The sequence below is a fragment of the Daejeonella sp. H1SJ63 genome (assembly GCF_029360775.1).
Taxonomy (GTDB): Bacteria; Bacteroidota; Bacteroidia; order Sphingobacteriales; family Sphingobacteriaceae; genus Daejeonella.
Genome location: NZ_JARKMZ010000020.1, coordinates 25,290 through 41,437, shown reverse-complemented (window position 1 = coordinate 41,437; position 16,148 = coordinate 25,290). Strand labels below are relative to the sequence as shown.

General features: G+C 39.0%; 14 protein-coding genes. 5 read left to right on the top strand and 9 right to left on the bottom strand.

Annotated elements, in window-relative coordinates; translation table 11 throughout:
* Positions 1-132 precede the first annotated feature (132 nt).
* Complete coding sequence (locus P2W72_RS06150) at positions 133-879, top strand: NIPSNAP family protein (protein WP_276360109.1); 747 nt, start codon at positions 133-135, stop codon at positions 877-879.
* 37 nt (positions 880-916) lie between these two features.
* Here P2W72_RS06150 and P2W72_RS06145 read toward each other — a convergent pair whose 3' ends face one another.
* Both P2W72_RS06145 and P2W72_RS06140 read right to left on the bottom strand, forming a co-directional pair.
* Positions 917-2,323, bottom strand: coding sequence for a sulfatase (locus P2W72_RS06145; RefSeq protein ID WP_276360108.1), 1,407 nt, complete (start codon positions 2,321-2,323; stop codon positions 917-919).
* Between the two features lie 30 nt (positions 2,324-2,353).
* Positions 2,354-2,842, bottom strand: a complete 489-nt coding sequence (locus P2W72_RS06140; RefSeq protein ID WP_276360107.1) for a DUF6702 family protein — start codon at positions 2,840-2,842, stop codon at positions 2,354-2,356.
* A 71-nt stretch (positions 2,843-2,913) separates the two neighbouring features.
* On the opposite strand from P2W72_RS06140, the gene P2W72_RS06135 reads away from it, so the two are divergent.
* A complete protein-coding gene (locus P2W72_RS06135; protein WP_276360106.1) occupies positions 2,914-3,489 on the top strand; it encodes a HupE/UreJ family protein in 576 nt (191 codons plus the stop codon).
* Positions 3,490-3,608: 119 nt separating this feature from the next.
* On the top strand, positions 3,609-5,936 hold the full coding sequence (locus P2W72_RS06130) for a M1 family metallopeptidase (protein WP_276360105.1): 2,328 nt from the start codon (positions 3,609-3,611) through the stop codon (positions 5,934-5,936).
* A gap of 67 nt (positions 5,937-6,003) precedes the next feature.
* Here the strand turns inward: P2W72_RS06130 and P2W72_RS06125 are convergent, their stop codons facing one another.
* The 4 genes from P2W72_RS06125 to pepT all read right to left on the bottom strand — a co-directional run bounded on the left by P2W72_RS06125 (position 6,004) and on the right by pepT (position 12,283).
* Positions 6,004-7,026, bottom strand: a complete 1,023-nt coding sequence (locus P2W72_RS06125) for a PIG-L family deacetylase (protein ID WP_276360104.1) — start codon at positions 7,024-7,026, stop codon at positions 6,004-6,006.
* A 109-nt stretch (positions 7,027-7,135) separates the two neighbouring features.
* Positions 7,136-9,994 carry an outer membrane beta-barrel protein gene (locus P2W72_RS06120; RefSeq protein WP_276360103.1) on the bottom strand — a complete coding sequence of 953 codons (2,859 nt, stop codon included), beginning with the start codon at positions 9,992-9,994 and terminating at the stop codon, positions 7,136-7,138.
* Between the two features lie 45 nt (positions 9,995-10,039).
* The gene (locus tag P2W72_RS06115; protein WP_276360101.1) at positions 10,040-10,849 is read right to left on the bottom strand and encodes a hypothetical protein; all 810 of its coding nucleotides are present in this window, start codon (positions 10,847-10,849) and stop codon (positions 10,040-10,042) included.
* Between the two features lie 183 nt (positions 10,850-11,032).
* The gene (pepT, locus tag P2W72_RS06110) at positions 11,033-12,283 is read right to left on the bottom strand and encodes a peptidase T (protein WP_276360099.1); all 1,251 of its coding nucleotides are present in this window, start codon (positions 12,281-12,283) and stop codon (positions 11,033-11,035) included.
* Positions 12,284-12,364: 81 nt separating this feature from the next.
* Here pepT and P2W72_RS06105 point away from each other — a divergent pair, with 81 nt between their 5' ends.
* A complete protein-coding gene (locus P2W72_RS06105; protein WP_276360097.1) occupies positions 12,365-12,709 on the top strand; it encodes an MmcQ/YjbR family DNA-binding protein in 345 nt (114 codons plus the stop codon).
* A gap of 140 nt (positions 12,710-12,849) precedes the next feature.
* On the top strand, positions 12,850-13,482 hold the full coding sequence (locus P2W72_RS06100) for a rhomboid family intramembrane serine protease (protein WP_276360095.1): 633 nt from the start codon (positions 12,850-12,852) through the stop codon (positions 13,480-13,482).
* Between the two features lie 9 nt (positions 13,483-13,491).
* Here the strand turns inward: P2W72_RS06100 and P2W72_RS06095 are convergent, their stop codons facing one another.
* The 3 genes from P2W72_RS06095 to P2W72_RS06085 all read right to left on the bottom strand — a co-directional run bounded on the left by P2W72_RS06095 (position 13,492) and on the right by P2W72_RS06085 (position 16,098).
* Positions 13,492-14,481, bottom strand: a complete 990-nt coding sequence (locus tag P2W72_RS06095; protein ID WP_276360093.1) for a hypothetical protein — start codon at positions 14,479-14,481, stop codon at positions 13,492-13,494.
* A gap of 29 nt (positions 14,482-14,510) precedes the next feature.
* The gene (locus P2W72_RS06090) at positions 14,511-15,191 is read right to left on the bottom strand and encodes a hypothetical protein (protein WP_276360091.1); all 681 of its coding nucleotides are present in this window, start codon (positions 15,189-15,191) and stop codon (positions 14,511-14,513) included.
* 151 nt (positions 15,192-15,342) lie between these two features.
* Positions 15,343-16,098 (bottom strand): DUF2490 domain-containing protein, encoded by a 756-nt coding sequence (locus tag P2W72_RS06085; protein ID WP_276360088.1) that lies wholly within the window; start codon positions 16,096-16,098, stop codon positions 15,343-15,345.
* Positions 16,099-16,148: the final 50 nt, after the last annotated feature.

The window sequence follows — 16,148 nt, the reverse complement described above, 5'->3', positions numbered from 1 at the left end:
AGGCACAGTAATTGTGAATTATCATTTTTTATTGCGTTAAATAGAAGTTTCCTTAACTTAGGCGGTGTTTCCTGCGGCGAACGCAAACTTTTATCTTATGGATTTATGACAATCCTTGTTTCTTTATCAAATATGAAAAAACTACTATTCCTATGCCTGCTTCTGGTTTCCCAGTTAAGCTTTGCTCAAAAAGCAGACAATCGTTATTTTGAACTCAGAGTTTATTATTGTAATCCCGGTAAACTGGATGCCCTGGTTGACAGGTTCAGAGACCATGCCGTGCCTTTGTTTAAGAAACATGGTATTGATGGTCTGGGTTACTGGATTCCTACCAATAATCCCGATAATGCTTTCTATTATTTAATGGCTTATCCAAGCAAGGAAGCGAGAGATGCATCCTGGAAAGAATTCGGTCAAGATCCTCAATGGCAGGCAGCTGCAAAAAAATCAGAAGAAAACGGAAAGATTATTGCCAGAGCCAATATTTATTTCCTGAAAGCTGCAGATTTTTCACCTAAAATTAAGCCTTCAAAAGCAGGTGAAATGCGCACTTTTGAAATGCGTATCTATACTGCAATGCCTGAGAAACTTCATAATCTTGAAAACCGATTCAGAGATCATACCATGAAGATCTTTAAGAATAATGGCATGCAGAATGTGGCTTATTTTACAACTATTGAAAAAGATCCGGCAGAGCAGCCTAAACTTCTGTATTTTCTTGCATACAAAGATGAGGCAGCAGGCAGATTATCCTGGGAAAATTTCCGTAAGGATCCTGATTGGATAAAAGCCAGTACAGCATCTGAAGTAAATGGTAAGCTGGTAGCAAAAGTGGAGTCGGTATATATGAAGCCGGCCGAATTTTCTAAAATAAAATAATATCCATTTAATACAGCAGACCTGCCACTTGCCGGATTTAATTCAGCACTTTGGCAGGTCTTCTGTTTTTTCCCGGATTTCCGGTCAGATCATCACCAAGATCTTCCCGTGCTTCCTTAGCTATTTTAAGCAGTTCGGCTTCAATTTCAGGATAATCTCCTCTTACATTATATCTTTCGCCGGGGTCTCTTCTGAGATCATATAATCCGCCTTCAACAAAATAATTTTCATTAACCTGACCGGGCATACCATCAATTCCCGGCTTAAATCCTTCATAAGTTCTGCTATGATGCGGGAATACCAATTTCCATGTACCTTTTCTGATTGCCTCCAGACTATTCTTTCTGTAATAATATAAAAAGTGATCCCGTGGGTTCTGGCTGAAATCGCCTTTCATCAGTTCGTAAATATTCACCCCGTCAATCTTTCTTCCTGATAATTCTGCACCGGTTATTGCAGCAATTGTAGGCAGGATATCAATGGAAGATGCCAGGTTATTGCATATAGTTCCTCCCTGAATAACTCCTTTCCACACCATTAGACAAGGGACTTTCTGACCACCCTCAAATGATGTTCCTTTGCCCTCCCTCAGTCCGGCGGTGCTTCCAGCGTGATTACCGTAATTAATCCAGGGCCCATTGTCTGAAGTAACTATGAGCAGCGTATTTTCCTCTATTTTAAGTTCCTTCAGCTTATTTCTGATCTGGCCGATGCTCCAGTCGAGTTCCATCATCACATCGCCATAAAGACCCTGTTTTGATTTGCCCTTAAATTTATCAGAAACAAACAGGGGTACATGGGGCATAGGATGAGCCAGATAAAGGAAAAACGGATTTGCCTTATTCTTTTCAATAAAACTTAAACTCTTTTCAGTGAATCGTGTGGTAAACTGAGTCTGGTCAGGATTGGTTTGCACCGTTGTTTCATTTTCGATAAGCGGTAAGGGCGGATAATAGTTTTTGCCGGTTGGATGATTTGGCCACATATCATTTGAGTAAGGAATTCCAAAGAATTCGTCAAATCCATGTTTTAAGGGTAGAAACTCGGGTAAATGCCCAAGGTGCCATTTGCCGTAGGCTGCGGTTTTATAGCCTTTACTCTTTAATAATTCCGGGATCGTTTGTTCATCCGGATTCAATCCCATTTTCGACATATGGTCCAGTGCTCCGGCAAAACCAATTCTGTTTGGATAAGTTCCGGTCAGAACACCTGCACGTGATGCGGTACAAACTGCCTGTGGTGAATAAAATTGGGTAAAAAAAATACCCTCCTTTTGCATCTGATTAAAGTTCGGTGTGTTGTAAGCGTTTGCACCTGCGATTCCAATATCGCCGTAACCCATGTCATCAATGTACACAAGAATAATATTGGGGGTTTTACTTTGAGCGTTAATTGATGCCGTGGCTAACAAGAATAAGCTTAATAAAATCAGTTTAATCTGCATTTGAATAAAGTTTAAATCAATAATTTATTTTTAAAATATGAGTTGTCCGCGATCTTTTCCCTTAATCAGAATCAGGCTTCTCGGATTTTTATCCCGATAGAAATTGATAATATTTTGCTGGCTGTCAAAATGCTTATGAAGAATACTGTTTCTGATTTCTACTTTCTGAGGTAAGGGTATTTGTTTTGCTTCAAGGTAAAACCAGACCGCATCTTCTTCAATTTCGTAACCCAAATAGTTTAATTCTGCTTTTTTTCCGTTCACGAAAATCTCATTATTCAGAAGAACGTATTGCTTTAATTTTCTATCGAGATCGGCTTTATCTTTTGGGTTTAAAAAATCTATTTTGCTTTTATAAAGATCTGTTAATTCAACCTCAAGGTCATCCCGGAAAACTTTTTGAGAGATCTCAAGAGTGCTTTCCCTGGCCTTGTATTTAATTTCAGTCAGGCTTATATAAAAGGGATGAAATAAGCTTTGAATGAGCAGAAATACTGAAAAGATACAATTATAGAGCATAATGTTTGATATTTGCTGCAAATTATAGATTATCTGATTAAGCTCAGAGATTATTTAACAATCTGATTTTTATGGGGCAGTTTGAACTTTATTTCCGGCTTGGAATAAATCATATTCTTGATCTTGCCGGTTTTGATCATATAATATTTGTTGTGGTTCTGTGCAGTTTGTATTCTATTGCAGACTGGAAAAGAATCATCATATTAATTACAGCTTTTACAATAGGGCATTCGGTAACTCTGGCTTTAGCAACGTTTCAATTGGTAAGTGTCAGCTCAGATCTGGTAGAGTTTCTGATTCCTGTAACTATTGCAATTACAGCAGCAGGAAATGTACTGAATCCTAAAACAGCTAAAGGAGTACAGATTAATTATTTTTTTGCAATTTTCTTTGGGCTGATTCACGGGCTTGGGTTTTCCAATTATCTGAAGGCATTGCTGGGGAATGAAGAGTCCGTCTTAAATCCTCTTTTTGCATTTAATGTCGGGCTTGAGGCCGGCCAGTTATTTATAGTTCTGATTTTTCTACTTTCCTCATTGATAGCATTTAAGATCTTCAGGGTAAACCGAAAGCAATGGACAATTGTGGTTTCCGCAATAATTCTTGGAATGGCAGTTATGATGATGATTGAAACGAAATTTTGGTGAGTATTTTTCTTTGAATTCTACTCCTGCTGATTATCTTAGTGAAGATTTTATCCTCTGGATAAAAACGGGTCTATATCCTGACTCAAATTACCAATTGTATTAACTCCCTTTTTAAGACAATGAAAAGAATATCAATTGCTTTAGCAATTTTATTGCTTTGCGGATTTACAGGCATTGCTCAACAAACCGGGCAAAACCATGCTGAAAGATTTGAACAATTAGGAAGCAGTCTTCGCTCTCCAAATGTTTACCGGACGGCATCCGGAGCACCAGGTCATATGTACTGGCAGCAAAAAGCTGACCATGAAATTGTGGTTGAGTTGAATGACGAGAAGCAATCTATAAAAGGATGGCAGAAAGTTACTTATCATAATTATTCTCCTGATCCGCTTTCTTATTTATGGATCCAGCTTGATCAGAATGAAAGGGCTAAGGACTCAAATACCCCTAAAGTTGCCGAGAGTAAAATTTCTCCGAACATGTCAATGACCCAGCTTCAGGGGATTTTATGGCATGATCAGGATCTTGGATACAAGATCATCTCAGTTAAAGACATGTCGGGCAGGGATATTCCTGTGACGATTAATAAAACAATGATGCGGCTTAATCTGCCTGAGCCACTTAAACCGGGAGCTAAAATTGAGTTCACCATGGACTGGACTTTCAATATTCATGACAGAATGAGTTTTATCGGTGGTCGTCCGGGTTACGAGTATTTTGCTAAGGATGGTAACTATTTGTATACCATGGCAGAATGGTTTCCGAGAATGGCAGTTTATTCCGATTTTCAGGGATGGCAGAATAAGCAATTCCTGGGCAAAGGTGAATTTGCACTGACTTTCGGTGATTATAAAGTTAAAATTACTGTTCCGGCAGATCATATGGTTGGTGCCACCGGAGTATTGCAAAATCCTGAGTCGGTTTTAAGTCAGGTTGAGTTGAAAAGATGGGAAGAGGCAAAGAAAAGTTATGACAAACCTGTAATCATCCGTACGCAGGCAGAAGCCGAGAAGCTGGAGAAAGGCAGATCTAAGGATAAGAAAACCTGGATTTATCATGCAGAAAATGTTAGGGATTTTGCCTGGACTTCATCACGCAAATTTATTTGGGATGCGATGGCAGTGAAACAGCAGAATAAGGATGTAATGGCCATGTCTTATTATGCTAAGGAAGGAAATCCACTCTGGGAGCAATACTCTACCAAGGTTGTTGCACATACCATTAAATCTTACGGATCAAAAACCTTTGATTATCCTTATCCGGTTGCTATTTCTGTAGAGGCTTCCAATGGTATGGAATACCCTATGATCTGTTTCAATTACGGTCGCCCGGATTCTGATGGTACTTATACAGATGCCGTCAAATACGGAATGATTTCTGTGATTATACATGAGGTTGGACATAATTTCTTTCCGATGATCGTCAATTCGGATGAGCGTCAGTGGACCTGGATGGATGAGGGCTTAAATACTTTCATGCAGTTTATGGCTGAACAGGAGTGGGATAGAAATTATCCATCAAGAAGGGGTCCTGCACATAAAATAGTGCCATATATGAGAAGTGAGAAGCATTTGCTTGAGCCGATCATGACTAATTCTGAAAATATCATTCAGTTTGGACCGAATGCTTATGCCAAGCCTGCAACTGCATTAAATATTCTCAGAGAAACGGTTATGGGAAGGGAATTGTTTGATTATGCTTTTAAGCAATATGCTCAGCGCTGGATGTTCAAACATCCTACTCCTGACGACTTTTTCAGAACTATGGAAGATGCATCAGCAGTTGATCTTGACTGGTTTTGGAGGGGTTGGTTCTTCAAAACAGAACCTGTTGATATTTCACTCGAGTCAGCCAGCTGGTTTAAACTTGATAATCGCAGCCCGGCAGAAAAGAAAGCTGATGCAAAGAAGGTGTTTGACCGGGAAGAAAGCTATATCAGCAAGAATAATAACCTTAAGGATACTCCGAAAACAATTGTGGAATCAGATCCGGCTACCCGCGATTTTTACAACTCCTATAATCCATTCAGTGTTACTCCTGAAGATGAAAAGGCATATTCTGAGTTTATTGCCGGGTTAAGTGCGCAGGAAAAGGAATTGCTGAACAACAATCTAAACTTTTACGAACTCAGATTCAAAAATGTCGGAGGTCAGGTTATGCCTCTGATCATTCAGTTTAACTTTACTGACGGAACTTCGGAAATTGAAAGGATTCCTGCTGAGATCTGGAGATTGAATGAATCAGAAGTGTCTAAAGTGTTTGCCAGGAAGAAGGAAGTAAAAAGCATTGTACTTGATCCATTACGCGAAACAGCAGATATTGATGAGGAAAATAACTATTGGCCAAGGCAGTTTCTGCCAAGCAGATTTGAGCTTTTTAAAGGTAGCAGAAGTACCAGAGGCGTATCCACAGGTGATAATCCAATGAAAAAAGCCAAAAAGAACTAAAATAGTTAATAAAGAAAGGGCCCCGGTGATTCATCACCGGGGCCCTTTCTTTAATTGTATATTGATTTTATTTCGAAACCGCGTTTTTCTCAATATAATCTGGCAGAACAGAAGGGGTATCTCCAATATAGTGAAATGCTTCTGCCCACTCCAGACCATATTTCTTGCCTACTTCACGATCTGAAGGAGTTCCTCTTTGAGTTAGGGAGTCTTTATCCAGAACGAAGTGTTTAATATAATTTGCATCTGCAGAGGCATCTGTATCACCAAGTATTGGTAATTTTTTACCCTTTTCAGCCAGGCTCTTTTTGATTCTTGATCCTGCATTACCTCCGGGTCCCTGAGTAGTAATTACCGCGTTACTTTCAACTTTGGTATCAATATGCTTCGTGATATCCACAATTCTGTTTACCAACTGCGGGCCTCTTGCAAAATAATAACGCTCCTTTACTGAATGAGGTTTCACTACTTCCAGCTGCTCAGGGTAGTCAACACTTCCCGACATCCATCTGGCTGCTTCAACACATTGTGCAGTTACATAATGATCAGGGTTTTCTTCATAGTGACCCCATGGATCATAACTGAAAATTGTATCAACTTTTAATAGTCTGAATAAAAAGATTAATCTTCCTTTAATTTCCTGCGTATTGTATTCATCCATACGGTGATTACGATATCCCAGATTATATACTTTTTTCAGTCCTAATATTTTGGCAACTTTATCATTGTCTCTTTCATTATTTAGAACCCTGTCACCATCTGTTCCGCCACCAGCGGCATCATCATTGGTAGTTCTTATCAGGTAGCCGGTATAGCCTTCGCTAATCAGTTTGGCGATAGTGCCACCGGCAAATAAGGTCGAATCATCAACATGGGGTTGTATTACTGCAAGTACTTTACCCTCATGCGGTCTGCCGGATACACTTCTTTCGATGATTATCCCATCTTCTTCAGCCAGTTTATTTGCTTCAGCCTCTGATTTTGGAGTAGTTTCAGCTGCCTGAGCCTCTGAACTTAATAGAGTAGCATAGGTTGCAGGCAATATTGCGCCTGCTGCCAATCCTTTGGATATAAATTTTCTTCTTTCCATATTCGAATGTTTTCTCATTCTAATATAGATATTCCTGTCTTTAATAAAAGTGTCTTAACAAAAAAGCTACTCTTCAGGGAGTAGCTTTAAGTGGTTTTAAAATAGTTTATCAGAAGTTTCCCGGCCCATGGCCACCCATTCCGGGTCTCATACCCGGACCCATCATTTGTTGCTGTTGCTGAGGTTGCTTTCCACTGAATTTTTGAATTCTCATGGTGAAGCTCAGCATGAAATATCTTGACAGACGGTTACTCTGACTATCAGTAATTGCATTGGCAGTTACTGAACGGGATACGCTGGTATTCTCATTCAGCAGATCATAGCCCTGTAATCTTAAAGTAGCACGTTTATCTTTGAAAAACTGTTTTTCAAGGTAGGTGTTAATAATAAACGGATTTACCGCAAGTGAACTGCTGTAGCCATTATTAAATGATTTGCCCAAATCTGAACCTATCAGCCAGGTTTTAAGGAAATAGACCTTACTGTTGAAATTCAGGGTATAAGTAGAAACTTTTGTATTATTATTGGTGATAGCATCATTTGAGTTACTGTTGAAGCTATATCTCAGGCCCGGGTTAAGCTCAAGGTTTTTGTTTGGGTTGATTTGCATATTCAGACCCTGTGAAAATATCCAGTTCTTACCTCTGTTTTTGATATTATCAGTATAGGAAATATTATTGATATAGTTTGCCGAACCGTTAAATGAGAATACATATTTCTTCTCCTGAAATGGTTTTGAGAAGTTATAAAAAGCATTTGCAGTATAATATCCATCTGTATTTAAATATCTTGTTTCCTGAACCAACCCGACAGCAGGATCCATTGAACGCACGATATTGGAAACGATCTTATTTTCAGTATAGTTACCCGATAAGTTGAAGAATAAAACATCTCCAGAATTAAAGTTGAAATTATTGTATCTGAAATTCAGGAGATGCATGAATTCTGCACCCAGATTAGGGTTACCATATACCGGATATTGCGGGTTTGAAATATCAGGTGTTGGCTGTAACTGTATGTAAGTCGGCTCATTTGCTCTTCCAAAGTACATGGCATTAAATGCTCTTGTTCTTGAGAAGTTGTAAGAATAGCGTGCAGAAGGAATAATATTAAAGCCTGTATTTTTGTTTCTGGTGCTCACTCCCATTACTACCGAATTACCTTCAAGCAAAGTTGGCTGAGCGCTGATACCCAATGAATAATTGTATTTTTTCTGGTTTACCCTGTAGTTCATTCCGAAGCGGTTTGTAATGAAAGAGTAGTCATAATCATTACTTAAGGTATTATTGTAAGCTGATGCTCCTGTCAGACTGATATCATACGTTTCCCTGGTATTTTTATAATTGGTGGTACTGTGATTATAATTAAATTCCAGATTACTTGTTGCGCTAAGTGGTTCATTATAAGACAGGTTGGTACTTATGTTGTAATTTCTGTTATTATCGTATAACTCCTGATTCCGGTATACGTTTGAAGTGCCACCATTGACAAGATAATTGATATATTGAGTGAGTTGATCATCTTCCTGTTTGGTTTTTGCATTATTGGCTGAAACGTAAAGAGAAATATTCCGACCACGTTTCTGAAGCCGGCGGTTTAAAAGAAGGTTAGCACCAAAGTTTGGATTTTTTGAGTCTGTATAGCTTTTGCTGCTTCCATCAGAGTTAAGACGCCCATTGTCATACTGAATATAATCTGAGCTTGTTGCATCCTGAGTTTTTCCATAACTGAACGAAGGACTAAATTTGATAAAACTTAAACTATCCGGGCGGTATTCCACATTCCAGCTAAAGCGATGATTATCATTAATCAGGTTTCTTAAAGTGTTCTGATCTGTTGATACCATAGAATTTTGAAAGTTGTTTTGCTGAAGCTGATCACTGATCACATCGTTATTTCGGTTAGAATAACTATAGTTTCCGTATGAACTTACTTTTTTACCATAATCTTTACGGTAGTTCATGCCAATGGAGCCAACAGAGGTTAATCCATCATTGTTTCCAAAACCCTGGAAGCCTCCACCTCCAAATCCACCACCACCCATAAATCGCATGCCACCGCCACCGGTTGTTCCGCCGGCCATTTGTACACGGGCAGCACCACCACCGCCTCCGAAGCCGCCCCCACCACCAAAGTTAAATACAGAGCTATTGGTATTGTTCAGGTTTCCGATGAATGAAAATTGTTCTGAGTTATTGTAGGTATTAGTTGTTAATGATGCCTGATATCGTTCTTTATCACCTCCGCCAACAGTTCCGCGTGCAAAATATCCCTTGTTTTTATCTGCCCTGATTGTAAAGTTCAGTATTTTTTCAGGATCACCATTTCTGATTCCGGTCAGATTGGCCTGATCGCCATAGTCGTCGATGATCTGAGCAGATTCAAGGATATCTGCAGGAAGCTGCTGTGTAGCGGTCTTTACATCACCGCCAAAAAAGTCTTTGCCATTAATTCTTACACGTGTTACAGATTTACCCTGAGCTGTTACATTGCCATCTTTATCTACTTCAACGCCAGGAAGCTTTTTCAGCAAATCTTCTGCTAATGCATTCTCCCTTAATGGATAATCGGATGCACGATATACAACAGTGTCTTCCTTGATTGAAACCGCCGGTGTGCCAGAAATAACTACCTCATTGAGCATCCGGTTCATTGATTTCAGGGTTATTGGCTCAAGCTGAATTGGTGTATCCCCATCTCTGTAAAGGAAACGCTTATTCAAACCTTCATACCCCAGACTTGTAACAGTGAGGAGGAATGTGGATGATTTTACCCCTTTGAAAATAAAATTTCCATCTACATTGGTTCTGGTAAAGGAAGTATCCTTACCTGCAATGTATTTTACGGTTGCTGCAATAATACCGGTGCCGGTTGAGTCTTTGACCACCCCGCTTATATCACGACTAGTTTGTGCAAAAGCTCCGAAACTGATCAGAAAGCCGATAACTAAGGGTAAAATTTTTTTCATTTTTGTTAATTTATAATTGGTAGTATTTGAATTAATCTGACCGGCTTATTTTTTTACTGCCAGCGGACTTTTTATAAAAAATTCAATTGCTGTTGATTGTGGCCTCGTGGTATAATTTCCTCCCGGCATTCCGCCGTACATACCTCTGTACATTCCGCCATAGTTTCTGCCATATCTTCCTCCATACATATCATTGTACCTATCGCGTTCCTGTTTTACCGCCGGACCCTGAAATCCATTAATCCGGATACTGTAGCTTACCGGTTCATTATTTCCTGTTTGTAAGCCAAGTAAACTAAGCGGAATGGCAATTTCCTGAACCAGATTATTCTTTGAATCGAAACCGGTGGCTGCCTTAATTCCATAGGTATTGTAAAGGGAAATTCCTCCGTCAATGATCTCTTTGAAGCCACTCACCCGAACTTCTTTAATTCTGGACAGTATTTCCTTCTGCATCTCTTCCGGTTCAGGCTGTTCTGTGGTATTACGTTTTTTACCCGGAGTACGGTCTACTACCGGAAATGTAATTTTTGGTGGATTCTTTTTATTGCTTTCAATATTTGCTGAAAAGCTGATACCTGTGGCCAGTATCGTCATTAAATTTTCTCTGGAATTATTTTTTATAGCCAGATAAATATTTTCGTTGTCATTTGACAGACTGTAATAAAGCCTGGCTGTATTATTATACAGTTCAAGACTATCTTTCCAGTCATTTAACTGACCATCAATTACAGGAGCCTGATCTGCCCATTTGGTCAGGATCATTTCTGCTTTTTTTTGTGCCCAGGCTATTTGACCTGTAAGCAGAAATAATGATGTTAAGAAAACTAAGAATTTACTTTTTTTGGTCATCATACGAGTTTTTAGACTGTGTTTCAGATAAAGGTTTAAAAGGCTGTTTCGTAATGATTTCATTACATAGTATTCTAAATGATTTCATGAGAATTGGTTAGTCTTTATTGATCATTAAATATACCTTGACTGTTTCTGCCTTTTAGTTAAAAAATGTTAAGAGTAATTTTCTGTGAGAGAATTGCTTCAGCTTTTTTCCTCCCAGATCAACGCCAGATTAATGATAGTTTGAACCGCTTTCTGCATATCCTGCACCGATATCCATTCCTGTTTGCTATGAAACGCATGCTCACCTGCAAATATATTCGGGCAGGGAAGACCCATGAAAGAGAGCCTCGATCCATCCGTTCCGCCTCTGATGCGCTGCAGTTTTGCACGCATCCCGGCTCGCCCGATTGCCTCTATTCCAAAAGCGGTGAGTTGGGGATATTGCTCAATAACAGACCTCATATTGCGATATTGTTCTTCAATAATGAATTCATAACGGCTGCTCGGATAGGCTTTAAGAATTTTCGAAACTATCTCCTCCAGAATCTGTTCATGTTCATTGAGCATTCGGGTATCAAAATCGCGGATAATAAATTCGATCGAGGCTTTTTCAACTGTCCCGCTGATGGAGACCGGATGTACAAAACCCTTATCATCAGAGGTACGTTCAGGGGATAGTTCTTTAGGTAGTGCAGCTACAATCTCTGAAGCAATTTTTATAGCGCTTTCCATTTTATCTTTTGCAAAGCCGGGGTGTGCACTTAGTCCATGGATGATTACCTTTACGCCGTCGGCTGAAAATGTTTCGTTTTCAATAGTTCCTGCACTTTCTCCATCAATCGTATACGCAAAATCTGCTGCTAATTTTTTCAGATCAACCTTATCCACTCCTCTCCCGATTTCTTCATCAGGTGTGAAAAGAATCTTTATTTCCCCATGCCTGTACTGAGGATTCGATACCAGGAAATTAACAGCATCCATTATTTCAGCAATTCCGGCTTTATTATCAGCACCTAAAAGTGTTGTTCCACTGGCTGTGATCAGGTCATTGCCAATCTGATTCTTTAAATCAGGATGCTCATTCATTCTGATTACCTGATTCCTGTCGTCGGGAAGGACAATATCCTCGCCCTGATAATTTTTATGAATGATGGCTTTTACGTTCTTACCACTGCAATCGGGAGACGTATCCATGTGAGAGCAAAAGCAAATTACCGGCACTTTTTTGTCTGTATTTCCCGGAATCGTTGCATAAACATATCCGTTATCATCTATATGGGCATCTGTAAGCCCCATCTCAAGTAATTCTGACACGAGCAATCTTCCCAGATCTTTTTGTTTTAGGGTCGAAGGACAGCTATCTGAAGAATCATCAGATTGCGTATCTATTGCTGTGTATCGTAAAAATCGCCCGGTAACGGTATGGCGTATATTTTCGGGATAGGTCATTTTTTTTTAAATTTATTCAGGCTTGCAAAATTACATCAATCCTGTTGCATGACTGATATACTGAACCAATTAGTTTTTCGGATGAATGTTGAAATTTTAAGAGATTATTGTTTGTCCAAAAACCATGTGGACGAATCCTTTCCCTTCGGTGAGGACACTCTTGTATTTAAGCTGATGGGGAAGATCTTTTTGCTTTGCGGACTTGATCAGCCCGATCGTTTTAATGTAAAATGTGATCCGGAAAGAGCCGTTTTACTGAGAGAAGAATATGAAGAGGTGCAGCCGGGTTTTCATATGAATAAAACCCACTGGAATACAGTCTTTATGAATGGCAGATTAAGTGATGCTCAGTTAAAGGAAATGATCGATCATTCTTATGAATTGATCTTTGACAGTTTGCCGAAGAGTAAAAGAGATTTAATTTAAATCATGATATTAAATCAGGATGATTATCGTTGAAGTTGAATAAGGCTTATATATTTGCTGCACTTCTCAGTGTAAAATGAGATTATTGTGAGAGAGTATGCATGTTTTTCATGCGGCCTGCAAAATTAGATTTGAGATATATGGAAAGCTTTATTAACGAAACACCAATTGCCACTATAATTTTTATTTTCACGATAGTTACCAGTATTTATGCCTTCTCAAATGCAGAGGTTTACGGTAAGTTTATGCTTCATCCTTATAGTGTAAGCAGGGGCCGTCGTCTTTACAGCATGATTACCAGTGGTCTGATTCATAAAGACTGGGGCCATTTACTTGTAAATATGCTTTCTTTCTATTTCTTTGCATTTACCCTGGAAAAGACTTTTGTATCATTAAGCAGTTGGGGGCATGTTCAGTTTGGAGTATTGTACATTGCAAGCATTGTTTTAAGTGATCTGACCTCAGTTTTTAAACATAAAGAACATTTTTGGTTTAACAGTTTGGGGGCCTCCGGAGCGGTTTGTGCAGTGGTTTTCAGCTATATTTTGTTCTACCCAATGAATAAAATGATGATTTTCCCAATCCCATTGCCAATTCCAGCCGTACTTTATGGATTTCTTTTTCTGGGTTATTGCTGGTATTCATCCCGTAACTCTCAGGATGGTATCAATCATGATGCTCACTTTTACGGGGCATTGACCGGAATTCTGTTCACAATAATTTATTACCCGGATATTGCGGGGTATTTTGTGAATCAGCTTACAGGAAGATAGAATTTCCGATCAGGAAGGTAATTCAACCGATGATGCCGGAATGAACTCCTGTTCTTTATCCAACAGCCAGCTCATCGGACTCTCAGGGTCTTTGATAATTTCAAACATGAGTATACCCCATGGCTTCCAGAAATTTTCAAGTACTTGTGCATAGGTTTTGTTCTGCCAGAAATCGAAAAGTGGTTTACTGCTCATGCCTCTTAACGGCATTGCTTCAATGTAAACGGCATCTTCAGTCGGCATTACTGTATATTCGGGCAAGCGGTTAAAAAGATAGTTGGAATAGAAAAATTTCGCGCAGATCTCTTCAAACTGAGCCGGATGTAAAGCTTTGCCAATAATTTTGTCAAGAATCTCCTTGTGGTAAATACTATTTGTTCCATTATCCTGAAGACAGGCAACGATCCCGAAATCTTTCATTGCCAGCGAAAAAGTGAGTGTATTGATCTCATCACGATAGTTAAAGAGATCTTTGGTGCCTTCAATCTTAAATACTTTTATTGACCAGGGCATATTCCCGTCAAAGATCAATGGCTTATTCAACGATTGCAGCATCAGATGCAGATTGCCGAATTTATGTACAAGCGATTGTGAAAAACTGAACTCTTCACCTTTAGCTTTTTGCTGAATTATTCCAGTACGGATCTCATTGAACAGAATGCCATAGACCATTTTACTAATCCATTGAAATAGTCTGATCTCAGGCACTTGTTTAACACTCTCGTATCCGCTGAGAAATGCAGCTTTGATCTCTTCTTCAAGCGGCTCGATGTACTGTTCAAAGATATTTCCCGAACAGGGTAATTTCATATCGCTATAGGTTGAAATACTTTCGTCAAGAAGTTTGAATGGCTTATCCTGCAATTCATATTCCTGCATCAGCCATAAGGGGAAAACAGAGATCTCTTCTTCTGCCGACTGTAGTTTTTCTCCGCTCAGGAAACAGAATTGTTTGCTGAAATTCAGCTTTTCGAAGGGTTTGTAAAGTGTAACCGCCATGGGAGGCAAAGGTAGTAAACAGGGATTTCTTATTTCCTGATTTTCGTCGCTGTATCGTAATATTTTCTAAGCTCATAAGACAAGGTTCTTGTCATTTCCTGTTTTGAAAGCAGCAGGATGAAGTCATTTTCCATGGGCTCTATGCCTATTCCCCGCAACATGTTCAGTGAACCGTCAACGGCTCTGGCATCACCCTGAATATTATCGATATAAGTATTTACATAGTTATAGTTTGAATTGAATGCTCTTTGAAATTTCAGGGGTTTTTCGCCCTTAATTGTAATTGAACCGGTAAATCGTGCATTTGATCGTCTTTGCACCTGTACAATATCAACAAGTGCATATACAGTCTGATAGACCGGCTTGCCGTTGCTGTTGTTTCCAACCTGCACATTCCGGCTCACTCTTCTTCTTGACATTCTCTCATCCCTGGGCCAAAGCATAAAATGATCAATCCTGATATTTACAGTTACTTCCGGGTTTTCATCATTTTCGACCAATACAAAGTTCACAGGCTGAAAATTTTCCAGTTCATTCAGTAACTGCAGGCGATAGTAGTCAATACTGATGAAAGCTGTTCCTGTATTGTTTTCGCCTGATATATTGAGCGCCATTGTAACATCTCTTTTGGGAGTTTTTGGCGTATTTCGTGTTTTACATCCAAATGTAAATGATAACAGTATCAATAAAATGCATCCGAAATTTTTCATAATATCCGGCTTTGATCTGTTTGAAATAAGATCTTGATCAGATCTATTTAAATTTAATCATTTAATTGGAAATAATTGAAATTCAGGCTTAAAAACTATTTAATGTTTTCAGATACCGTTGAGCCATTGAAATGGCCCTGATCTGTGCTGTTTAAAAATTGAACACACTGTTTAAGATCAAACCATTATTATATTGAAAAACGTTACTTCCGTTAAGTTCCCGCGAAAATTGCAGGGTTTGATTCAAGAAACCACTTTCGATACGTACTTTGGGAGAAAACCGATAACCCAGCAGTATGGCTAATCTGTTCTGATCGAATACATTTTCATTGACATTTTTGCCAAATCCGATGAGAATTTCATCATAAAGAGCCAGATAAGGGGTTTTATCAGCGATAGTTATTCCTTTTAATGGAATATTGGTTCTGAGCATATACCTCATTCTGTTCCAGAACACAAAATCATCCTCTTTTGTTAATGAAGTGTTTGTGTATCTGCCAATCCATCTTTGCTCGAGCATGAAACGATGGCTAATTTCGAATATTCCGGATTTATCACTGAGAGTTGCCATCTGATAGATCCGGTGTTCAGTAAACTGTTTTCCAAGGTTATTTAAAGGTATGCTGCCGTAGTTAAAGGTTTCTGCCAATGCATAACCGGCTCTTAAACTAAGCTTGTTATTGAGAGTATAGTTGATTCCCGTTCTAAACAGATTTTGCTGCGGGTCAGCAATCAGATTATCCCGTCGAAACTGCAGTTCTGTGTGCAACCCCCATTTTTCATTTAATTTAATAGTTCCGGTATAAGCCATCCAGCCAATTGTATTCCGGTCAGATATTCTGGTATTCTGAGCATTGGAAGTGATCGTAAAAAGACTTAAAAGGGCAATAAAGGTTAATTTGTACATGCGGCTAATTTTAGAAAACTGTTTTTAAAGGAGTCGGTAGTATTTCATGC

Excerpts from the sequence above, each read along its gene's own strand:
- P2W72_RS06150 (WP_276360109.1), top strand. The coding sequence starts at position 133 with ATGAAAAAACTACTATTCCTATGCCTGCTTCTGGTTTCCCAGTTAAGC.
- P2W72_RS06145 (WP_276360108.1), bottom strand. The coding sequence starts at position 2,323 with ATGCAGATTAAACTGATTTTATTAAGCTTATTCTTGTTAGCCACGGCA.
- P2W72_RS06140 (WP_276360107.1), bottom strand. The coding sequence starts at position 2,842 with ATGCTCTATAATTGTATCTTTTCAGTATTTCTGCTCATTCAAAGCTTA.
- P2W72_RS06135 (WP_276360106.1), top strand. The coding sequence starts at position 2,914 with ATGGGGCAGTTTGAACTTTATTTCCGGCTTGGAATAAATCATATTCTT.
- P2W72_RS06130 (WP_276360105.1), top strand. The coding sequence starts at position 3,609 with ATGAAAAGAATATCAATTGCTTTAGCAATTTTATTGCTTTGCGGATTT.
- P2W72_RS06125 (WP_276360104.1), bottom strand. The coding sequence starts at position 7,026 with ATGGAAAGAAGAAAATTTATATCCAAAGGATTGGCAGCAGGCGCAATA.
- P2W72_RS06120 (WP_276360103.1), bottom strand. The coding sequence starts at position 9,994 with ATGAAAAAAATTTTACCCTTAGTTATCGGCTTTCTGATCAGTTTCGGA.
- P2W72_RS06115 (WP_276360101.1), bottom strand. The coding sequence starts at position 10,849 with ATGATGACCAAAAAAAGTAAATTCTTAGTTTTCTTAACATCATTATTT.
- pepT (WP_276360099.1), bottom strand. The coding sequence starts at position 12,283 with ATGACCTATCCCGAAAATATACGCCATACCGTTACCGGGCGATTTTTA.
- P2W72_RS06105 (WP_276360097.1), top strand. The coding sequence starts at position 12,365 with ATGAATGTTGAAATTTTAAGAGATTATTGTTTGTCCAAAAACCATGTG.
- P2W72_RS06100 (WP_276360095.1), top strand. The coding sequence starts at position 12,850 with ATGGAAAGCTTTATTAACGAAACACCAATTGCCACTATAATTTTTATT.
- P2W72_RS06095 (WP_276360093.1), bottom strand. The coding sequence starts at position 14,481 with ATGGCGGTTACACTTTACAAACCCTTCGAAAAGCTGAATTTCAGCAAA.
- P2W72_RS06090 (WP_276360091.1), bottom strand. The coding sequence starts at position 15,191 with ATGAAAAATTTCGGATGCATTTTATTGATACTGTTATCATTTACATTT.
- P2W72_RS06085 (WP_276360088.1), bottom strand. The coding sequence starts at position 16,098 with ATGTACAAATTAACCTTTATTGCCCTTTTAAGTCTTTTTACGATCACT.